This is a genomic window from Lysinibacillus sp. CD3-6 (assembly GCF_006351725.2).
GTDB lineage: Bacteria > Bacillota > Bacilli > Bacillales_A > Planococcaceae > Lysinibacillus.
In genome coordinates this window covers 2,504,197-2,522,603 of the sequence record NZ_CP085880.1, presented here as the reverse complement: position 1 = coordinate 2,522,603, position 18,407 = coordinate 2,504,197, and the positions used below count along the sequence as shown (strand labels likewise).

22 protein-coding genes are annotated in these 18,407 nt (G+C 36.5%); 16 read left to right on the top strand and 6 right to left on the bottom strand.

Going from position 1 to position 18,407, the window contains the following annotated elements; translation table 11 throughout:
- Window positions 1–46: 46 nt before the first annotated feature.
- The 8 genes from FH508_RS12190 to FH508_RS12155 all read left to right on the top strand — a co-directional run bounded on the left by FH508_RS12190 (window position 47) and on the right by FH508_RS12155 (window position 6,902).
- Window positions 47–232 (top strand): XapX domain-containing protein, encoded by a 186-nt coding sequence (locus FH508_RS12190; protein WP_172771583.1) that lies wholly within the window; start codon window positions 47–49, stop codon window positions 230–232.
- Between the two features lie 72 nt (window positions 233–304).
- On the top strand, window positions 305–466 hold the full coding sequence (locus FH508_RS12185; RefSeq protein ID WP_172771582.1) for a XapX domain-containing protein: 162 nt from the start codon (window positions 305–307) through the stop codon (window positions 464–466).
- A gap of 213 nt (window positions 467–679) precedes the next feature.
- Window positions 680–1,357, top strand: coding sequence for a cysteine hydrolase family protein (locus FH508_RS12180; protein WP_172771581.1), 678 nt, complete (start codon window positions 680–682; stop codon window positions 1,355–1,357).
- Window positions 1,358–1,586: 229 nt separating this feature from the next.
- Complete coding sequence (locus FH508_RS12175; RefSeq protein ID WP_172771580.1) at window positions 1,587–2,528, top strand: oxamate carbamoyltransferase subunit AllH family protein; 942 nt, start codon at window positions 1,587–1,589, stop codon at window positions 2,526–2,528.
- Window positions 2,518–4,071, top strand: a complete 1,554-nt coding sequence (gene fdrA, locus FH508_RS12170) for an acyl-CoA synthetase FdrA (protein ID WP_172771579.1) — start codon at window positions 2,518–2,520, stop codon at window positions 4,069–4,071. The genes FH508_RS12175 and fdrA overlap by 11 nt, the downstream gene beginning before the upstream one ends.
- 1 nt (window position 4,072) lies before the next feature.
- Window positions 4,073–5,506, top strand: a complete 1,434-nt coding sequence (locus FH508_RS12165) for a YlbE family protein (RefSeq protein WP_172771578.1) — start codon at window positions 4,073–4,075, stop codon at window positions 5,504–5,506.
- A complete protein-coding gene (gene arcC, locus FH508_RS12160; protein WP_172771577.1) occupies window positions 5,499–6,434 on the top strand; it encodes a carbamate kinase in 936 nt (311 codons plus the stop codon). Before FH508_RS12165 ends, arcC begins: the two co-directional genes overlap by 8 nt.
- Before the next feature lie 54 nt (window positions 6,435–6,488).
- Complete coding sequence (locus FH508_RS12155; RefSeq protein ID WP_172771576.1) at window positions 6,489–6,902, top strand: cupin domain-containing protein; 414 nt, start codon at window positions 6,489–6,491, stop codon at window positions 6,900–6,902.
- 134 nt (window positions 6,903–7,036) lie between these two features.
- On the opposite strand, the gene FH508_RS12150 is transcribed toward FH508_RS12155, so the two are convergent.
- Window positions 7,037–7,540, bottom strand: a complete 504-nt coding sequence (locus tag FH508_RS12150) for a hypothetical protein (RefSeq protein ID WP_172771575.1) — start codon at window positions 7,538–7,540, stop codon at window positions 7,037–7,039.
- Window positions 7,541–7,893: 353 nt separating this feature from the next.
- Between FH508_RS12150 and FH508_RS12145 the strand changes: the two genes are divergently transcribed.
- From FH508_RS12145 to FH508_RS12130, 4 genes are all read left to right on the top strand, one after another.
- A complete protein-coding gene (locus FH508_RS12145; protein ID WP_172771574.1) occupies window positions 7,894–8,628 on the top strand; it encodes a metallophosphoesterase in 735 nt (244 codons plus the stop codon).
- A 618-nt stretch (window positions 8,629–9,246) separates the two neighbouring features.
- Entirely contained in the window at window positions 9,247–9,936 is a 690-nt protein-coding gene (locus tag FH508_RS12140; protein ID WP_172771573.1) for a FadR/GntR family transcriptional regulator, read from the top strand.
- A gap of 4 nt (window positions 9,937–9,940) precedes the next feature.
- Window positions 9,941–11,185 (top strand): CynX/NimT family MFS transporter, encoded by a 1,245-nt coding sequence (locus tag FH508_RS12135; RefSeq protein ID WP_172771572.1) that lies wholly within the window; start codon window positions 9,941–9,943, stop codon window positions 11,183–11,185.
- A 517-nt stretch (window positions 11,186–11,702) separates the two neighbouring features.
- On the top strand, window positions 11,703–13,190 hold the full coding sequence (locus FH508_RS12130; RefSeq protein WP_172771571.1) for an MFS transporter: 1,488 nt from the start codon (window positions 11,703–11,705) through the stop codon (window positions 13,188–13,190).
- Between the two features lie 222 nt (window positions 13,191–13,412).
- Here FH508_RS12130 and FH508_RS12125 read toward each other — a convergent pair whose 3' ends face one another.
- The gene (locus FH508_RS12125) at window positions 13,413–14,033 is read right to left on the bottom strand and encodes a flavin reductase family protein (protein ID WP_172771570.1); all 621 of its coding nucleotides are present in this window, start codon (window positions 14,031–14,033) and stop codon (window positions 13,413–13,415) included.
- 200 nt (window positions 14,034–14,233) lie between these two features.
- On the opposite strand from FH508_RS12125, the gene FH508_RS12120 reads away from it, so the two are divergent.
- The 4 genes from FH508_RS12120 (at window position 14,234) to FH508_RS12105 (ending at window position 16,248) form a co-directional block, all read left to right on the top strand.
- Window positions 14,234–14,557 carry a nucleoside triphosphate pyrophosphohydrolase gene (locus FH508_RS12120; RefSeq protein ID WP_172771569.1) on the top strand — a complete coding sequence of 108 codons (324 nt, stop codon included), beginning with the start codon at window positions 14,234–14,236 and terminating at the stop codon, window positions 14,555–14,557.
- A gap of 81 nt (window positions 14,558–14,638) precedes the next feature.
- The gene (locus FH508_RS12115; protein WP_172771568.1) at window positions 14,639–14,959 is read left to right on the top strand and encodes a hypothetical protein; all 321 of its coding nucleotides are present in this window, start codon (window positions 14,639–14,641) and stop codon (window positions 14,957–14,959) included.
- Window positions 14,960–15,352: 393 nt separating this feature from the next.
- The gene (locus FH508_RS12110; protein WP_172771567.1) at window positions 15,353–15,607 is read left to right on the top strand and encodes a hypothetical protein; all 255 of its coding nucleotides are present in this window, start codon (window positions 15,353–15,355) and stop codon (window positions 15,605–15,607) included.
- 101 nt (window positions 15,608–15,708) lie between these two features.
- Complete coding sequence (locus tag FH508_RS12105; protein ID WP_172771566.1) at window positions 15,709–16,248, top strand: hypothetical protein; 540 nt, start codon at window positions 15,709–15,711, stop codon at window positions 16,246–16,248.
- 272 nt (window positions 16,249–16,520) lie between these two features.
- Here FH508_RS12105 and FH508_RS12100 read toward each other — a convergent pair whose 3' ends face one another.
- The 4 genes from FH508_RS12100 to FH508_RS12085 form a co-directional block, all read right to left on the bottom strand.
- Window positions 16,521–16,988, bottom strand: a complete 468-nt coding sequence (locus FH508_RS12100; protein WP_172771565.1) for a nucleoside deaminase — start codon at window positions 16,986–16,988, stop codon at window positions 16,521–16,523.
- Window positions 16,989–17,298: 310 nt separating this feature from the next.
- Window positions 17,299–17,472: a hypothetical protein gene (locus FH508_RS12095; protein WP_172771564.1), complete on the bottom strand. Its 174-nt coding sequence runs from the start codon at window positions 17,470–17,472 to the stop codon at window positions 17,299–17,301.
- A 160-nt stretch (window positions 17,473–17,632) separates the two neighbouring features.
- The gene (locus FH508_RS12090) at window positions 17,633–17,827 is read right to left on the bottom strand and encodes a hypothetical protein (RefSeq protein WP_172771563.1); all 195 of its coding nucleotides are present in this window, start codon (window positions 17,825–17,827) and stop codon (window positions 17,633–17,635) included.
- Window positions 17,828–17,913: 86 nt separating this feature from the next.
- Window positions 17,914–18,213, bottom strand: a complete 300-nt coding sequence (locus FH508_RS12085; RefSeq protein ID WP_228134052.1) for a hypothetical protein — start codon at window positions 18,211–18,213, stop codon at window positions 17,914–17,916.
- Window positions 18,214–18,407: the final 194 nt, after the last annotated feature.

Genomic DNA, 18,407 nt, shown 5'->3' with positions numbered 1-18,407 from the left:
AGTAATAGGTTTCTGTTTACACTTTGAGATACAAGGAGTGTTTAAAATGCGTGACTATCTTTTGTCTTTAGCAGGTGGTTTGATTGTAGGCATTTTATTTTCATTAGTTAAGTTGCCGTTACCTGCCCCTCCGTTAGTTGGAATATTTGGAATGGTAGGTATATTTTTAGGAGGTGTACTAATGGATTCTCTTTTCAAAGCTCTTAAAGAAAAGAGAAAGGTGAGTACATAAAAAAATTAAAAGTGTATGATTGGTTGCTATGTTTTTTGATAAATACATCCCACATAAAAAGGAGCAAGTAAGATGTTGCAGATCGTTCTGTCTTTAATTGGAGGTTTACTAGTAGGCATATTATTCAAATTCATCAAGCTGCCAGTTCCAGCGCCTCCTCTTATCGGAATTGTCGGGGTAATAGGAATCTTTCTTGGCGCAGAGTTAGTAAACGCTGTCCTTCATCTTTTCTAAAGAAGACATTAAATCCTCCTTCCTTTATTGTATAACCAGTTAAAAGAATAGTATCAGTTATTAACGTATGGAAGTTTGTGTATATCTCAAAATAATGAACTATAGTTTTTTCTGTATTTTATTCAGTCCAACAATAAGAATCCTTGTAAAAACAGATTGCGGGTAGTATCCAAGATCTATCTATTTTAAATTACATTTGAGAGGGAGATTTACATGAGTAAAGTATATACAATAGATGCGAAACCTTATAGTTTTGAATTTGAGTTAGAAAAAACTGCCCTAATTATCATTGATATGCAGCGTGACTTTTGTGCACCTGGCGGATTTGGCGAGAAGCTGGGGAATGATATTACGCTCACACGCGCCATCATTCCTACCACTCAGACAGTACTGGAAGTTGCACGTGAAAAAGGCTTGATGGTGATTTATACCCGCGAAGGGCATCGACTAGACTTATCGGATTGCCCGCCAAGCAAACTAAAACGTGGCAGCAAGCAAGGTGCAGGCATCGGTGATGAAGGCCCAATGGGAAGAATTCTTATCCGAGGTGAATATGGTCATGATATTGTCGATGAGCTAAAGCCAGTTGAAGGCGAGATTGTTATTGACAAACCTGGGAAAGGCGCTTTCTATCAAACAGACCTTGAAGTGATTTTGAAAAATAAAGGCATTACACATTTGCTTGTTGCTGGCGTAACGACACATGTCTGTGTGCAAACAACAATTCGTGAAGCGAATGACCGTGGATTTGAATGCTTACTGCTCGAAGATTGCTCTGCGGCATTTGATCCAAGAGACCATGAAGATTCCATACATATGATCAACCAGCAAGGTGGCATCTTTGGGTGGACAGCATCTTCTCAGAATCTGCTTGCTTCACTAGGTAAATAAGGAAAGCAACTTTCAACCAGATAAATCCATGAAATTTTCTATTGTCGATAAAGCTTTTGAGGGCATGCGCTATTCCCATGTCCATAGCATGCCCCTATATACCTCTCAAACTCATTCTGCCCCATGATGATAAGTAAGAAGTCCAAAAATATCTATTATTGTTATAGATAGGGAGAACAATTCTCGGTCGTTTACTGAAATTGTCAATCTTGAAAATTTGGTGATATCAATGGTCAGAACAAATACATGTAAAATCAATCAGATGGACGGCCGTCTGCTTGAATGGTTACGCCACCAACCGATTGGCGAACAAATCGGAACAATCCACAGTATTTTCGATAAGGTGGTCAATTTCATAACCAATGACGGCACTTTGCTATTTTCTTTGGCAAAGAATGAGGTGATTCAATCACCAGGAATGATGAAAACCTTAGAAAATGATCTTTTTTCTGAAATGTGTTCAACTTTAAAGTCGACTAAAGAAATTTATTTAGTAGATTATAATCTTTTGAAAATTAGCGATTGGCAATGGGATTTTTCAAATGCGGCACTTTGGAGTAGAGGTATTAAGCCGCGCTGGCAAGCTAAGCAAGAGCCAACTTGTTACCACTTGTCGCTATTGAACCATTTCATTCTAAACAGCGGAGCAACGGCAGGGATTTTTCCAGCATGGAAAAGTTTCACTTATCCAGATTGGGAAGTTCCTACTGCCACACAGAAGGATTTCTACTTTTCCTCTTTTTTGGAGGGGTTAAATCAGCTAAATCAGGAAATAAAGGCAGATAAGCTCGATACGTTTTTATTAAAGTTTGCGGGTCTTGGGATCGGGCTGACACCAGCAGGCGATGATTTTCTAACAGGGCTGCTGGCAACTTGGAAATATTTTGAAGCCCCTCTTTATAAGAAAGTTGAAAGCTGTAGCGCCGAGTGGCTACAGAAGTTGAAAGGAAGAACAACCACTGTTAGCTATTTTATGTTAAAGCAATGCTTGGAGGGGCAGCTTAATGAAGCCTTGCTTGATGTATTGGACAACATGGATAGTAATCCAATTCCTCATTTACAGAGAGTGTTAAAAATTGGATCTACCTCTGGGACGGATATGTTGACTGGTGTCAGCATGGCATACCAACAGCTTATAGACCATAAGGAGGAAATACATAATGGCATCTAAAGTATTGATAGAAAGGAACGCCTATCATGATTCGGTAACGCTAATGTCACTGTCCAGCAAAATGAATAGTATCGAGGGTGTCGAACAAGCAGTTATCTCGATGGCGACCCAAATGAACAAAGAATTGCTGGCAAACATTGGACTGCTGACAGATGAGGCAAAAGTAGCAACAGCAAATGATTTGATTATTGCCTTGATTACAGATACTGATGAGCGTGTAGAGGAAGTGATGGAGCTCATCTATACGGAACTAACAGCTAAGAAGGAAAAGAAAGGAAAAGAAAATAATCAAACAGCGAAAACTATAAATTCAGCATTGAATCTTATGCCCAGCGCTAATATGGCAATTATCTCTGTTCCTGGGAAATATGCTGCACGCGAAGCGAATCAAGCCTTAAAGAAAGGCATGCACGTCATGCTGTTCAGTGACAATGTTAGTATCGAAGATGAAAAAGTGTTGAAGGAAACAGGTAGAGACAATGGGTTATTTGTCATGGGACCAGATTGCGGTACAGCAATTATTAATCGCAGCGGACTTTGCTTTGCGAATAAAGTAAGCGAAGGAGGCATTGGTTTAGTCGCTGCTTCTGGTACTGGGCTACAAGAAGTGACAGTGCAAATCGACCGCCTCGGGTTTGGCATTACACAAGCGATTGGCACAGGTGGTCGCGATCTCCATGAATCAATCGGCGGTATTATGATGCTTCAAGGGCTTAAAGCATTGGAAAACGATGAGAATACGAAGGTCATCACATTAATTTCAAAGCCGCCTGCCCCAAGTGTTCAGGATAAAATTCTTACAGCAGTGAAAAAATGTAAAAAACCAGTAGTAGTCTGCTTCCTGGATGGAGATGCAAAAGCAGTAGAGGCAGCAGGAGCAACTTTTTCACCAACATTAATTGATGCTGCTCGCAAGTCTGTTAAAATACTTGATCCACAAGCAGTAATTGAAACGGAAATTACGGATGGTGTGCAAAGATGGATCACAGCAGAAAAAGCAAAATTAAAGGAATCCCAACAGGACATTCGCGGATTATTTTGCGGCGGTACGCTGACGGCAGAAGCATTGTCCATTATCCGATCTACAGGAAAAACTGTCAAAAGCAATGTAGCAAAGAAAGTGGAAGAGAAACTTAGCGATATTACCTATAGTGTAGGCCATACGTTGCTGGATATGGGAGATGACGAATTTACAAAGGGTAAACCTCATCCGATGATAGAGCCCTCACTTAGAAATGAACGAATTCTTCAAGAAGCAAAAGACCCAAAAACGGCTGTCTTATTATTGGACTTTGAATTGGGATTTGGTGCTCATGATGATCCAGTAGGTGTGACGCTAGATACAATTAAATTAGCAAGGGATGAGGCCGCACAGGCAGGAAGGTACTTGCCGATCGTTGCCTATATTTGCGGAACTTTCAAAGATAAGCAAGATTATCAGCAGCAGCAAAAAAAACTTCAATCTGTTGGTGTTTATGTGGCTGACAGCAATGAAATGGCAACGAGAATTGCAGCAATGCTTGTGCAAAAGGAGGTCAATTAAATTGAGTACGCTAAATGAGCTTTTTAATCAGCCATTACGTGTGATGAACATCGGAACGTCCAAATTTAAAGAAGATTTAGACCTGCAGGGCATCGAAACAATTCAAGTGGACTGGCAGCCCCCAGCAGGAGGCAATATTCAACTACTCAAAGCATTAGATTTCTTTCAGGACAATGAAAGAGTAGAAAAGGCAAACCAGGAAGCCATTCAACGCATTAAGGATGCCCATCCTTTCTTAATCGATATTGAGCGGGCTATCGATGTCATTCCAAGTATGCACAGCAAAAAAATACTGCACTCTGGACCTCCAATCGACTGGGAAAACATGGCTGGTCCAATGCAAGGTGCAATTATCGGAGCGCTCATTTTCGAAGGAATGGCAGCGAACGCGGAAGAAGCGAGAGCATTAATTAATGCTGGAGAAATAGAATTTGGCTCATGCAATGAGCATTCAACAGTTGGGCCAATGGCGGGCATCGTCTCGCCATCCATGCCAGTACATGTCATTGAAAACAGAACTCATGGAAACAGAGCCTATTGTTCGATTAATGAAGGTCTAGGCAAGGTATTGCGTTTTGGTGCTTTTTCCAGCGAAGTAATTGATCGGCTAAAGTGGCTGCGCGATGTTTTTGCCCCTGCATTGAAAAAGGTTCTTGTGCTAACAGGTGGTATTGATTTGAAATCCATTACTGCACAAGCGCTTCATATGGGGGATGAATGCCATAATCGCAATAAGGCGGCAACAAGTCTTTTCTACCGAGAGATTGCTGATTATTTCATGCAGATCGATATCGAGACTGACACATTACGAGAGGTCTTGCGTTTCATCCAAAACAATGAACACTATTTCTTAAACTTGTCCATGCCAGCATGTAAAGCGGCACTTGATGCAGGGCATGGTGTTCCATATTCCACTGTTGTCACGACAATGGCAAGAAACGGTGTAGAATTTGGCATTTGCATTAGTGGGCTAGGAAAAACAGAATGGTTTACAGCACCCGCAAACTACATTAAAGGTTTATTTTTCCCAGGGTATTCAGAGGAGGAGGCAACGCGGGATCTAGGGGATAGTGCCATCACAGAAACGATGGGAATTGGCGGATTTGCGATGGGCGGTTCCCCTGCGATTGTTCAATTTGTTGGAGGCGAGGTAAAAGACGCCATTCAATATAGCGAGCAAATGTATGAAATTACGGTAAGTGAAAATAGCAATTATTCCATTCCCACTTTAAACTTTCGCGGAGCTGCATTTGGAATTGATATTAAAAAAGTAATTGAAACAAACATTCTTCCAGTCATTAATACAGGTATAGCACATAAAGTAGCTGGAATCGGGCAAATTGGTGCGGGTATCGTCCATCCTCCTATGGAATGCTTCGAAAAAGGCCTCCTTCGTTTCTATGAAGTTTATGGAGAGGGTGCTGTAAATGAGTAGAATATTAATAGCACTTGGAGGAAACGCTCTTGGTTCTACGCCCCAGGAGCAGCAGCAATTAGTACACGGTGCGGCAAAACCGATTGTCGATTTAATTGACCAAGGTCATGATGTAGTGATTGCCCATGGAAACGGGCCGCAAGTCGGTTCTATAAATCTTGCATTTGAAAAAAGCTCGAAGGAACATGCTAGCATTTCCAGCATGCCCTTTGCTGAGTGCGTGGCAATGAGCCAAGGGTATATTGGCTACCATTTGCAAAATGCAATCCAAGAAGAACTGTTAAAGCGCTCCATCAATAAATCAGTCGCAACGATAGTCAGTCAGGTGGTGGTTGATAAGAACGATCACGCTTTTCAAAATCCTACAAAACAGATTGGTTCCTTTTATTCAAAAGAAGAGGCACAAAGATTAATGGCTGAAACAGGTGACATTTATATTGAGGATTCTGGCCGCGGCTATCGGCGGGTTATTCCATCGCCTGTTCCTATTAAAATCGTTGAAAAAGATATTATTAACGACTTGGTGAATGCAGGACGCATTGTCATTGCTGTTGGTGGCGGAGGTATTCCAGTAGTCGAGGAAAACAACCATTCCTTAATCGGCGTGGAAGCGGTTATTGACAAAGATTTGGCAAGTAGATGCTTAGCTGATGAGTTGAATGCAGACTTTTTGTTTATTTTGACAGCCGTCGAAAAAATCGCGATCAACTTTGGTAAGCCGAATCAGCAAAACCTTGATTATTTATCTGTTGACGAAGCGGAAAAATTGATTAGAGAAGGGCATTTTGCGCCTGGAAGTATGCTTCCTAAAGTCCAGGCAGCTATTTCATTCGTCAGAGGCAAGCAAGGCAGAAAGTCGATAATCACCTCGCTAGATAAAGCAAAGGATGCAATCCTTGGAAGGACAGGTACCGTTATTTTCGACTAAACGAGTATCGCACGGACATGAAAGTATCAAAGTATCATATAAGGAGTGATTGGAATGACCGAAAAAAAGACGAAGGTGAAAATTGGTGATGAATTAAAATGGAATGTATTTACAGAGCACCGCAATGTCCATCACCATGAGCTCCTAAGTGCCAAAGAATCGGATGAACTAGGTGTAAGTGTCAGCTCGGTCTTAAGAGAACGCATTGAGGTGGGCGGAGCCGTATTGCCCCATTATCATGACGTGGCTGAAGTGATTCATATTACAAAAGGAAAAGTAAAACTCCTACAAAACGGTGAATGGAAGTCCTATAAAGAAGGTGACACATTCCTAGTTCCAAAAGGAGTCGTTCACTCTGTTGCAAATGACGATGTCGAACCTACCGAACAAATAAGCATCTTCATACCAGTTCATGAAGGAATCCATAACGAAAATTTCACATCACATATGGTAGATGTAGAAAATTAAATGCATCAATACCAAAAAGGGCAATCCACACAAATAGGCGGGATTGCTCTTTTGTTGTGACGTGCATGGAGATTGGCTAGACGGTGAAAAATCGTTTTATAATGGATTGGCTCCAAATTCAGAATAACCCTTATTTAATTTTTTAAAAAAGTAGGAAGCCCAACTTCTCTTAATAGGTCATTAAAGTTATATTTATGTTCTTCAAGTCCTGAGTCAGTTAGCACTTCTATAAGTACCAAGTACAATTGCTTTTCAACTAAACTAAATTGTGCTGTATTATTTAACTGGATTAAATAATTTATTATTACATTATATAAAATTGGAAACTCTTGTTTAATTGCCTCTCTATGATCAATAAACGTTCGAACATAATCTTCAACATTATAAATCCTGTCTTTAGACGATTTGTATATTTGATTTTTATTTGGGTGAAAGATAATGCTTGAGCCCATTAACCAATTACCTAAACCAGCAGCAAAAATTAGAAGAGAATACTTCCTAACTTCGAAATTCGGATTTGAAAAGTATTGATAATACTCATCATAATTATCTTCATCCCAATTTTTAGCTGTATCAAAAAATCCAATTTCCATTCCTTCTAAAATACTCTTTGCCTTGTCAACTATAGTCTCTTTCATATGAAATTCCTCATTTCTTACTTTATTGGAAATCCTCTATAAATATAATAATCTATTTAGAAACAGATTCACCATCAACTGTAAAAACCTTGGAAGATTAGAAAACTCATTAAGGGGAAACAAAATACTCTTAAATTGAAAAGATATTTTACTCAATTAGGTGCAAAATGAATGTAGCAATAGCTCTATCAGGAGTAATTGTAAATGGATTGATGACTGTATATAGTACTTCTATAGGTGGTATAACGGTATAGGTATCTTTGCAATCATTTATAACCGAAAAAAGTCGAATTTTGTAACATTCTTCTCTATAATGGAAAGTAACGCCTGTTATACTAGAAAGGATGCTTTTTATGACACGAATTTTAGCCATTAGTGATATACATGGGGAATTAGAACTTTTAGAAGAATTATTAATAAAGGTAAAGTTTGATGCTACACAAGATAAACTATTTTTGCTCGGAGATTATATTGATCGGGGACCTGCTTCATGTGGTGTGTTGAATATAGTTGCTGAGCTACAAGCCACTGGGGCACGTGTGCTAATGGGAAATCATGAAGCACTTATGCTAAAAGCATGTCGTTTAGGGACTCCAAAAGCTTGGAATCATTGGGCTGCAGTCAATGGCGGGGATGCGACACTCGCTAGCTATGGCTATCATATGGAAGATTTTGAAGATGCTTTACTCACTAATACATTACCTAGTTACATTCAAACATTACCGAAGCTCGAAGAACATTTACAGCTTATAGAAACTTTTGAAACGTATATAGAGTTAGAAGATGCAATTTTTGTCCATGGTGGTGTTGTGCCGGGCGTAGCGTTAGCGGACACAGACCCCTTACGACTTTTATGGGTTCGAGAGGAATTTCATACTGGTTATAAAGGCGAGAAAACGGTGATTTTTGGGCATACACAAACATATGAGTTGCATAAAGACCCAACAAATTACGATGTTTATTTTGGTGACAATAATATTATTGGCATTGATGGCGGAGCTGTATTTGGAGGGAGACTTCACGCACTCGAATGGCCGAATCGTCAAATTATATCTGTTGAAAGTAAAAATCCAACAACGTTAGAATAACTTGTTGGATTTTTTTCGGTTTTACGTATATAACAGTTAACTTATAAACATGGAAGTGGCTATTCAGCAAAGCTGTTGTATAAAATACATGCTGGATACTCTGAAAAGTAGGGTGTGTAAAATCAACACGTTTAATGGACGACAGAGAATTAAATGTTGAGAAAATCAAAATTACAAAGTTCAGTGCTACCCTCCAATAGGCGCATAAAGCCAATAAAAAACTACCTGTTTTTATAGGTGGTTTTTATTTATGTTTTAATTACATACAGCAACTAAATTAAAGTAGATTTGTATCTATCTTATTTACTTTTATAATTTGTTGATTTCCAACATAACGAGATTAATCTTTACTTTGCGTTATTCGTTCTACAAAATTTAAGTCATTTTCTCAATTCGGTACTATCAAAACTTAGAGCAGATGATTCCCTCACTAATATAATTCTACTTTAATTTACAATTCGAATTTTTATTCCTACCGTCAAGTTAGAAATTCACATGCGCATTTTACCTATATATCAGCAATGTTAATCAGAATGTATATCGGATTGACAACCCTTTTTCTTTATGTTAACTTTACCAACATACCAATCATCCTACAAATTTAAAGGGGGCGTAATTATGATTCAAAAAACAAACAGAATGAACCTAGTAGAACAGGTTGCTTCTCAAATAGAGCAGTTAATTGAATCTGGAAGCTGGCAAGTAGGAGAAAGAATTCCTCCTGAAATGGAATTGATGGAAAAGTTTGATGTCAGCCGTAATACACTTCGCGAAGCAATTCGTGCCTTAGTACATGCAGGATTACTGGAAACGAAACAAGGCAGCGGAACAACCGTACGCTCTGCCAATTCTCTTGGAGCAGCACTTAAACGTTATGTAAAAAAATCAGCGTTGCTTGAAATCCTTGATGTGCGCTTAGCTTTAGAAAAACAGGCTGCCCAGTTGGCTGCTGAACATAGGACAGAAGCGGATTTAGCAAAACTTGAATCATATATTCAAGATTCGCTTCAAGCTGCTGAAAATAGTAATCGTCAACAATTTATAGAGTTAGATATTCGTTTTCATAAAGCTGTTGTAGTGGCTTCTAACAATCAGCTCTTAATTGATTTATACGAGCCACTTTTAGAAATCATCTATTCGTTTGTGGAAGATTTACTGACAATGAATGCGCCTTTTAACTTTGAAGAAGAACTGCACAAGGAGTTATATACAGCCATTCGTAGTCAGGATAAAGTAGCTGCTGCAAACTATGTTGAAAACTATATGGAGGCATTAAGAAAAGTAATTGTGAAATTGATGGAGGAATAACAACATGAATAAGGAAGCCATATCATCTACATTAAATAAAAATACAAGAAATAGCTGGTTATTACTAATTGGTATAATCTTAGTGGGGTCTAATTTAAGAGTGCCCTTAACTTCTGCTGGGTCACTTATCCCTTTGATACGAGATGATCTTGGTATCAGTAATGCGCTTATCGGAACGATTACAACAGTGCCTTTACTTGCCTTTGCACTGCTTTCACCGTTTGCTCCAAAAATAGCAAATCGCATTGGCATGGAATTAACGATTACTTTATCCCTTATATTACTTATAATTGGGATTGCAATTCGCTCATTTTCAGGAATTTTCTCTTTATTTTCTGGTACAATTTTAATTGGAGTTGCAATTGCAATGGGTAATGTACTTATTCCAGGCATTGTAAAAATGAATTTCCCACAAAAAATCGGTTTAATGACTGGGATTTATGCTATATTTATGAATCTATTCGGTGCGCTTGGTTCTGGGGTAAGTGCACCTATTGCTTCTGTTGGTAATTTTGGATGGCAAGGTGCGCTTGGCATATGGGGAGTGTTGACACTCATTTCTTTATTGCTGTGGTTACCACAGCTTAGTAAACGACAAAAAGGTGAGAAAGTACAAGTTAAAGTAAATATAAAGAAAAAAGGTAGTTTGTGGCGTTCTCCACTCGCTTGGAAGATAACAATATTTATGGGTGGACAATCACTCATGTTTTATACTTTAATCACATGGTTACCAGATATTTTAAATATGAAAGGGTATAACTCAAATGCTGCTGGTTGGATTGTTTTTCTAATGCAGTTCTCACTTATTCCTATAACATTCATTGTTCCAGTACTAGCGGAAAAAATGAAAAATCAAGTTGGTCTAAGTATTACAACAGCCATTCTATTTATTATTGGATTAGCAGGGCTACTGCAAGGAAATTCAGTGCTTGTTCCTTTATGCGCTATCATTCTTGGAATTGCGGGAGGAAGTGCCTTCAGCCTATCCATGATGTTCTTCACACTAAGAACAAGTGATGGAAAAGAAGCCGCAGAAATGTCAGGAATGGCTCAGTCTTTCGGTTACCTTTTAGCGGCAGTTGGACCAGTGTTGGTTGGCACATTGCATGATTTATCAGGTGGATGGTCAATCCCACTTATTTTACTCATTTTTTTATCTTTCGTTCTGTTAATTGTTGGAATTGGGGCAGGAAAAGAAGGACATGTTACAAATGATGTAGATCAACATCATACTATGTTGAAGGAGTAATCCTGACACGAATGTTTGATGGTGAAATTAGCTGTAAAGTTATTGCAGATAAATTATAAAAATAACAATGATTTTTCCATTTGAAAATAATAGTTTAATTGACTCGGGTATATCTTTATTTTTCTATCGATAGAAAGGCGTATGTATTTTGGTCAATTAATCATTAAAATATTGATTACGCTGTTTGGTGCGATTGTAATGATGACAGACTTAAAAGAAAATACTATATGGTTATTTAGCTTTTGGTTCGTACTCACTTTGTATATGATTTTCGAGGGGTTTTTTTCTAAAAAGAAAAATCTGCAAATATATGTTTAGTGAACTTAATAAGGTGTAGGATGATTTGATTTACAAATGTTTTAAAAGCCTTCCACATAATCTGTGGAGGGCTTTTCTTATATAAATAGGAACCAGACACTTTAAAAGAAACATTTTGAATGAAGAAATTAATAATAAATTACATATTGGATAGCTTAACAATAGTATGTATTAATTTTAACAACGAGGAGGCTTTCGATTGGCTGATAATAATAACAATAATAGCCCAAAATTGAAGAGAAAATCGAAACCAAAGTTGAAAAAAGAAGAAATTACTGTAGTTGACACAAGTTCCGCCCGTAAAGCTGTTATAGCAACTGCTGTTGGTAATGGTATGGAGTGGTTTGATTTTGGCATTTACTCTTATTTAGCTGCTACTATTGGACAAGTATTTTTTCCTGAAGTCAGTGGTCCTATGCAATTAGTATTTTCTTTTGCGACATTTGCTGTCGCCTTTGTTGCTCGACCTATCGGAGGAATTTTCTTTGGGATGCTTGGGGACCGATTAGGCCGTAAAAAGGTGTTAGCTATTACCTTAGTTATGATGGCACTGGCGACGTTAAGTATTGGCTTAATTCCATCCCATTCATCTATAGGGTATACTGCCACAGTGCTTTTACTCATAGCACGTTTAATTCAAGGATTTTCATCGGGGGGAGAATATTCAGGTGCTATGACGTTTATTGCTGAATCCACTCCTGATAAGAAAAGAGGATTTATGTCAAGTGGCCTTGAGGTAGGAACTTTAGTTGGTTATATCGCAGGGGCTAGTCTTGTTACTTTACTTACTTATATTTTGGGCCAGGACACAATGTTGGAATGGGGTTGGCGTATTCCATTCTTCTTATCAGCTCCTATTGGTTTAATTGGCTTTTATTTGCGAAATAATTTAGAAGAAACGCCTGCTTTTGAGGCAATGAAAGAGAAGACAGAAGATGAAAATGCTATATCTGTAAAAAATATTTTACAATTCCACTGGAGAGCAATCGTTGTCGGTATGTTTGTTGTTTTCTTTTATATTGTTGTCAATTATATCGTATTATCGTATATGCCATCTCATTTAACGGCTGTGCTTGGATATGGCGAAGCGGAAGGGCTTTTATTAATTGTCATCGTCATGGTCATCATGATACCGATTGTTCTACTAATGGGGTATTTTAGTGACCGTATAGGAGCGAAAAAGATTATTCAAGGAGGGTTAATTGGGCTAATCCTTTTAAGTATACCTTCGTTTAATTTAATTGGTAGTGGCAATACATTGCATGTATTTTGGGGATTATTGATTCTTGCAGTATTTTCCGCTTCTTTTCAGGGAACAATGCCAGCGCTATTGCCGTCTCTATTTTTCACAAATGTAAGAAATGGGGCATTGGCGATTACATTTAATATCTCTGCGTCATTGTTCGGTGGTACTACACCACTACTTGTATCATGGTTAATTAGTAAAACGATGAATGAAATGGTACCTGCCTACTATGTGATATTTGCATCTGTTGTCGGTATTATTGTTGTTTCCATCTTTCTAAAAGATACTTCTGGCATGGCACTTCGAGGTTCACCACCAGCTGTTGAAGAGAAAGCTGAAATAAAAGAGATTTTAGAAGATCCCGAAGAAGCATTATGGTGGCATGAAGAAAAGAAAGTTATAGAAGAACGTATTGAAGATCGTTTGGATGATGGAAAGTAAATTTAAACATCAATTTTTAAATCATCACACTGTGTTGCTAAAGAAGCTAGGATAAAATATAAAGCATAAAAATAAAGCAACCGACTACTTGCGACTATTGAAGAAAATGAAATCAAAGTAGTAGGTTGCTTTCTCTGTATATTTTCGGTTACATATCGTATAAGGGATTTTTCGCTTAGGGCAGATTCGCTTATGAGCGTTACTGTTCAAACTTCGAAATGGCTATGCTCGAAAATTGTTACCTAAGTTGTGACCAAGAGCAAAATAATGACGGAAATTATAAATAAGTGGGCTCCATTTATTTGGATCAATATGATTTTCTTCAATAACAATTTCCGTATGTGCATGTACTTGTATTGCTTGTGTCTCAACAATGGCAAAATGAGAAGAATAGTCTGGTTTACGAATGTGTGTAACTTTTGCTTCAATTTGAATGGGACACTCCATAATTCGAGTGGGTTTTACTAATGTAGCTTTTATAGGTGTTAAATCACTAATATTATATTTTTCCTTTTTATAAGTATAGCCATTTTGCTTTTTAAATTCTGGAACTGGATTTTTTCCTGTAAAAGGAGCTAATTGTTCAACATTTTCCCACAGTGAGGGGTCTGGTATATTAATGACACATTCAGGATGACGTTCTAAATTTTCAATGGCCTTCCCATCAATACCGATACCTAATACTATATACTCTCCCAATGCCCAAGAAGAAGATAAAGGGCTAATATTCACTGTTCCATCCTCATTCAAAGTGCTAAGTAAAATAACAGGGAATCCATAATATAAAATTTTCGGATTTATCATTTTTGTATTGGGAATTGTTATTTGCTTGTTTATTTTCATTTTTAGTGCCTCCTACTAAATATTCTTTTTTTCAAAATTCATTGTAAACTCTTAATATTTCGAGATGTATCGAAGTGTCGGTTACATAAATTATTAAACATGCATTTAATTGAAGTTTGGTTATTGGATTAAATAGAGCGGTGAAATAATTTGAAATATATTACAATGAGGTTGTAATGACACTATAAAGGAGAATGCCAATGCCTATTTATAATAAGTTAGTACGAGATCGGATTTTAGAAATTATTGAAGCAGATGGTTTACAGTATAATGCAAGAATTTTAGAACCACAGGAGCTTCTAGTAGAAGTAAAAGCAAAAATAATAGAAGAAGCTAAAGAGTTTCATAAGACCGTAAACGTTCAGGAGGGCATTGAAGAATTAGCTGATCTTTTAGAATTAATACATACAGCTATCAATGCGTTAGGTGTAAGTTTTGAGGATCTAGAAGGAATTCGTGAGCAGAAAAAGGCTAAACGTGGGGGTTTTGACAAGGCGATTTATTTAATGAATGTAGAGGAATGAAAATTGGAACTATTTGTATACTCTAAACGTCTACATGCTAAATAAATGGGCATTATAAAGATAAAGAGGGGGGCTTTAGAAATGATTGGTTTACTGAATGTTGGTAGTCTAGTAATTGGACTAATTGCATGGCTACTTCCTATTGTTGGCCTTATGCAATCTAAAAAGCACGACTATATAATATGGGGATTGCTTTCTAGTTTGAGTTTGAGTGCTTGTGCAATTGCACTTATTTTTCAATTGTATTATCAATATCATCTCGTTAACATAGAGGATTGGAGTGCACTTATGGACACAACAGGCGCTGTAATTTTCGCTGCGACTGTCCTTCTCGTTGTAACTGTTTTATTAAATATTTTAACACTAATTGTATTTCGAAAAAGATTACAAATTGCGAGGTAAAAGTCGATAGGGCAGGATTAGATGTTAAAAATCTTGAAAAAACCTACGACATTGTTCTTTATTCTTTTCCATTTCTTAAATCCCCATTCCAGCAATAGTAACGGTTATTGCACTTTTTCTGGTCCAATGGATCAAGGGGAATATGTCATTTTTCATGCTAAATATGCTGAAACAAAAGTCAATTTTTAATGGATATTTTCATATTGAAAACAAAGGAAAGCAATTGTCCAAATAAGGGCAATCGCTTCTTTTACAATTAAAGCATATATATACACTAAGTCCATGATGAATGTAGCAATTTCTAACTTGCGGGTTCTACGCTTTTATTAATTGTGCATGTGCGTCATAAATGTATTGACTCTGTGAAAGTTGACCACAGAAGGGAATTGAAATATGAAAAAATCGAAATTTGAAAAGATAAAAATCGGTTTTGGTATTGTTCTTTTACTGCTTGCACTACTTGGTTTCATTTTTGAGCATCTTACAAATATTACATTGACCATTGTAGCTATAATAATACTAGTGACTAAAATTCAAGAATTGAAAAAAGGCAAAAAAACAATTTCAAACTATTTGCTAATTGGTGTATGGATATTATTAACCATTGCAATATTTCTAATCACAATTATGGATATGATTAATTCCTAAATTTTAAAATATATTCATTTCACAGTAACGATAAAGGAAGATAGGATAATGAAAAGTTTTTCGGAGAAAATATACCTAAAGATAATTTAGGAGCGATACAATTGAAGAAAAATAAATTGCTTACATTGTTATTTATAAGCGCTTTACTATATGGAACAATGAATGAAACAGTAAAAGCAATATCGAATGATCGTCCCCAACCTTTAGAGGAATTTCTCCCACAAATCGGATATAAAACAATAGAAGCTGCCATAAAAGAATTTGAGCAACATTTTAATCAAGACCTTAAGCTGCCACTTAGAATACCTCCAATAAGCTTTACACATCAGTTCGGAAGGTTTAATTCTAATAATCATTTAGAGGTAATGATGCTAAGTGAGGAATTTCCGCAAAACCATTATAAAATTGATGTTCGGCCGATTGAGCAAAAAATAAAATTTGATAAGTATATGTCAAAAATTTATAAGTTAAAAAATGGTGTGGATGCACTTTTTATAGATAGTCCAAAAATTGGCTTTAATTTGTTAGTTATCGAAAGAGATGATTGGCAATATGTGTTTAGTATCGATAAAGATGTAGCTGATAAAGTAACGCCTGAAATCCTTCTTCAAATAGCCAATACAATAGATTATGAACAATAATAAGCAAAAGAATTGTTAACTTGTTAAGACTGCAAATGGCGGTCTTTTTCGTTTGCCAAAGCATTTACTTCACTTCATACCGCATATCATTCTATCCAAAAGGGTATTGCATTAGCTAAACGATTGGATGTGCAAGATGCAATTCATGACTTTGAAGAATTAGTTGAAAAATTAGAGCAAAAAAATAAACAATAACTTCTTTATTTAAAGGATGCGAGAAGTTATTGTTTATCGCTAATGAACGCAGTATTTTCCTTGCTATTGAGAAAACATTAATGGCAATGGCTAAATGAGTAGCCTTCAAAAACCTTTAAGCCTTCAGCGTTTAATACTTGCTCAACTAAAATTGGTTTATGCGGACTTTTATCAATTACTTCTTTACTTGAAATCATAATATTGCTACCTGCAATTTTGGCTAATTGATCATGCGATACACTGTACACGATTTTCCCTAATTTAGACCAGACCATCGCACCTGTACACATGACACAAGGCTCACAGCTCGTATATAAAGTATAATCGCTCAAGTCGAAAATGTTATTTTCAGAGCAGAACGTCCTAATTAGGCCGATTTCAGCATGATGTGTTGGGTCGCAAAAACTATTAATTTTATTTTCACCATACATGACAATTTCATCGTTTTTTACTAAAATAGCGCCAAATGGTTCATTGCCAGCTTCTCTAGCATTTAAAGCCATTTTAATAGCTATTTTAATAAATTGTTCATCAATTTGTGTCATAACTAATACCTCCGATTCAATGCCATTATAACTGAATGTACACCACTTTGAATACATTTTTGAGCGTGTTAGCTTAGCCCATTACTTAAGCTTTCTTTTAGAATAAATCGTGAACCAAATAAAATACAAGATAGTAACAGTTGAAAGACCTAACGAAGCATAGCGGTTATGTTCATAAGGCAAAATAATATAAAGGACTATTGCGATTAAGATTGCTGGGAAAACCGTATAAAACCAAACCCTCACGGCTTTATTTTTAAACGACATGTCAAATCTCTTCATACAAACACCTCTGCATAGTTTACTACTTTTAAATTTTTGCGATTTTTACAAGATAATATAATCCTGCTACCATAATTAAAAAACCAAAACCTTTATAAGTAATTGTTTTAAATGGTTCATTAAAAACTGTAATATTCATAAAAAGTGATCCAATAGAAGTAATCAAGATACCTATAATGGCATTCACTATCTTCACAAGCATCTAACTCCCCCCAATGCTTTGAAAGTAAGGTCAGTGTATCCATGAACAGGGGGATACACTAAGCTGATTATGGTTGAGTATAAGTTGTTAATTGTCGTGACATCTACACACTACCACAACATACTTAATAGATATGTATAAGAAACCGTCTTCGATTCAATTACTCTCCATCGTAAACAATACTGTAAGAAATATTGAGTTTGGTACAGACCCACGATTCAAAGATTTTATCTATCGCCATTTTCGTTTCTACGTTATTCATCTTTTCGTCTATTCCCAATTGTTCAAATGTAAATGTCTCTAGGATCCTTTCTTCATATTTCGTATCCATCGTAAATGTCACTGTTCTGCTCATTATAAGTATTCTCCTTTCAGTATGACAAAACTGGACTTACTTCTAGGGAAATCAGTCCTAAACGCAAGTCCAGTCTAAAAAGTATATTATTGTTTTACTGTTTCGCTTTTTAAAGCTTCTTCATTACTATTTTGTTTCTTTTGGATACTTAAAATAATGAGTGCTTGTACAGTCATCGCAAGTACGATAAAAATTAAATGTGTATTATGAAAGAACCATTTTGATATGAAATAAAATATAGGTGCAGATGATAAATAGGAGATATATTGATTTTTCGTTGCAATAAAAATAATCGTCGCTATACAAGAAGTAACTAATAAAAGTTCTACTATAATACCGATTGAACTACTGTCTAGGTAGTATTGTAATTCGTTCAAATAGGACATGCCAAGTTCACCTCGCTTTGTTATCAAAAGTTTTACAAAAATTGTAACACATCAAAGTGTTATTTGGAAGATAATTGGTAGGGAAAGTATTGCCTTTTATAATCGCTTTATCGTTTAGGTTCTCTAAAAAACTAATACTGCTATTATCATGCTCTTCTAAAGGGCTATGTCCGCAATTGTCAAGTCTATTCGAA

What these genes read in the sequence shown, in the direction of transcription:
- FH508_RS12190 (WP_172771583.1), top strand. Translation starts at nt 47, where the DNA reads ATGCGTGACTATCTTTTGTCTTTAGCAGGTGGTTTGATTGTAGGCATT.
- FH508_RS12185 (WP_172771582.1), top strand. Translation starts at nt 305, where the DNA reads ATGTTGCAGATCGTTCTGTCTTTAATTGGAGGTTTACTAGTAGGCATA.
- FH508_RS12180 (WP_172771581.1), top strand. Translation starts at nt 680, where the DNA reads ATGAGTAAAGTATATACAATAGATGCGAAACCTTATAGTTTTGAATTT.
- FH508_RS12175 (WP_172771580.1), top strand. Translation starts at nt 1,587, where the DNA reads ATGGTCAGAACAAATACATGTAAAATCAATCAGATGGACGGCCGTCTG.
- fdrA (WP_172771579.1), top strand. Translation starts at nt 2,518, where the DNA reads ATGGCATCTAAAGTATTGATAGAAAGGAACGCCTATCATGATTCGGTA.
- arcC (WP_172771577.1), top strand. Translation starts at nt 5,499, where the DNA reads ATGAGTAGAATATTAATAGCACTTGGAGGAAACGCTCTTGGTTCTACG.
- FH508_RS12155 (WP_172771576.1), top strand. Translation starts at nt 6,489, where the DNA reads ATGACCGAAAAAAAGACGAAGGTGAAAATTGGTGATGAATTAAAATGG.
- FH508_RS12150 (WP_172771575.1), bottom strand. Translation starts at nt 7,540, where the DNA reads ATGAAAGAGACTATAGTTGACAAGGCAAAGAGTATTTTAGAAGGAATG.
- FH508_RS12145 (WP_172771574.1), top strand. Translation starts at nt 7,894, where the DNA reads ATGACACGAATTTTAGCCATTAGTGATATACATGGGGAATTAGAACTT.
- FH508_RS12140 (WP_172771573.1), top strand. Translation starts at nt 9,247, where the DNA reads ATGATTCAAAAAACAAACAGAATGAACCTAGTAGAACAGGTTGCTTCT.
- FH508_RS12135 (WP_172771572.1), top strand. Translation starts at nt 9,941, where the DNA reads ATGAATAAGGAAGCCATATCATCTACATTAAATAAAAATACAAGAAAT.
- FH508_RS12125 (WP_172771570.1), bottom strand. Translation starts at nt 14,033, where the DNA reads ATGAAAATAAACAAGCAAATAACAATTCCCAATACAAAAATGATAAAT.
- FH508_RS12120 (WP_172771569.1), top strand. Translation starts at nt 14,234, where the DNA reads ATGCCTATTTATAATAAGTTAGTACGAGATCGGATTTTAGAAATTATT.
- FH508_RS12115 (WP_172771568.1), top strand. Translation starts at nt 14,639, where the DNA reads ATGATTGGTTTACTGAATGTTGGTAGTCTAGTAATTGGACTAATTGCA.
- FH508_RS12110 (WP_172771567.1), top strand. Translation starts at nt 15,353, where the DNA reads ATGAAAAAATCGAAATTTGAAAAGATAAAAATCGGTTTTGGTATTGTT.
- FH508_RS12100 (WP_172771565.1), bottom strand. Translation starts at nt 16,988, where the DNA reads ATGACACAAATTGATGAACAATTTATTAAAATAGCTATTAAAATGGCT.
- FH508_RS12095 (WP_172771564.1), bottom strand. Translation starts at nt 17,472, where the DNA reads ATGCTTGTGAAGATAGTGAATGCCATTATAGGTATCTTGATTACTTCT.
- FH508_RS12090 (WP_172771563.1), bottom strand. Translation starts at nt 17,827, where the DNA reads ATGAGCAGAACAGTGACATTTACGATGGATACGAAATATGAAGAAAGG.
- FH508_RS12085 (WP_228134052.1), bottom strand. Translation starts at nt 18,213, where the DNA reads ATGTCCTATTTGAACGAATTACAATACTACCTAGACAGTAGTTCAATC.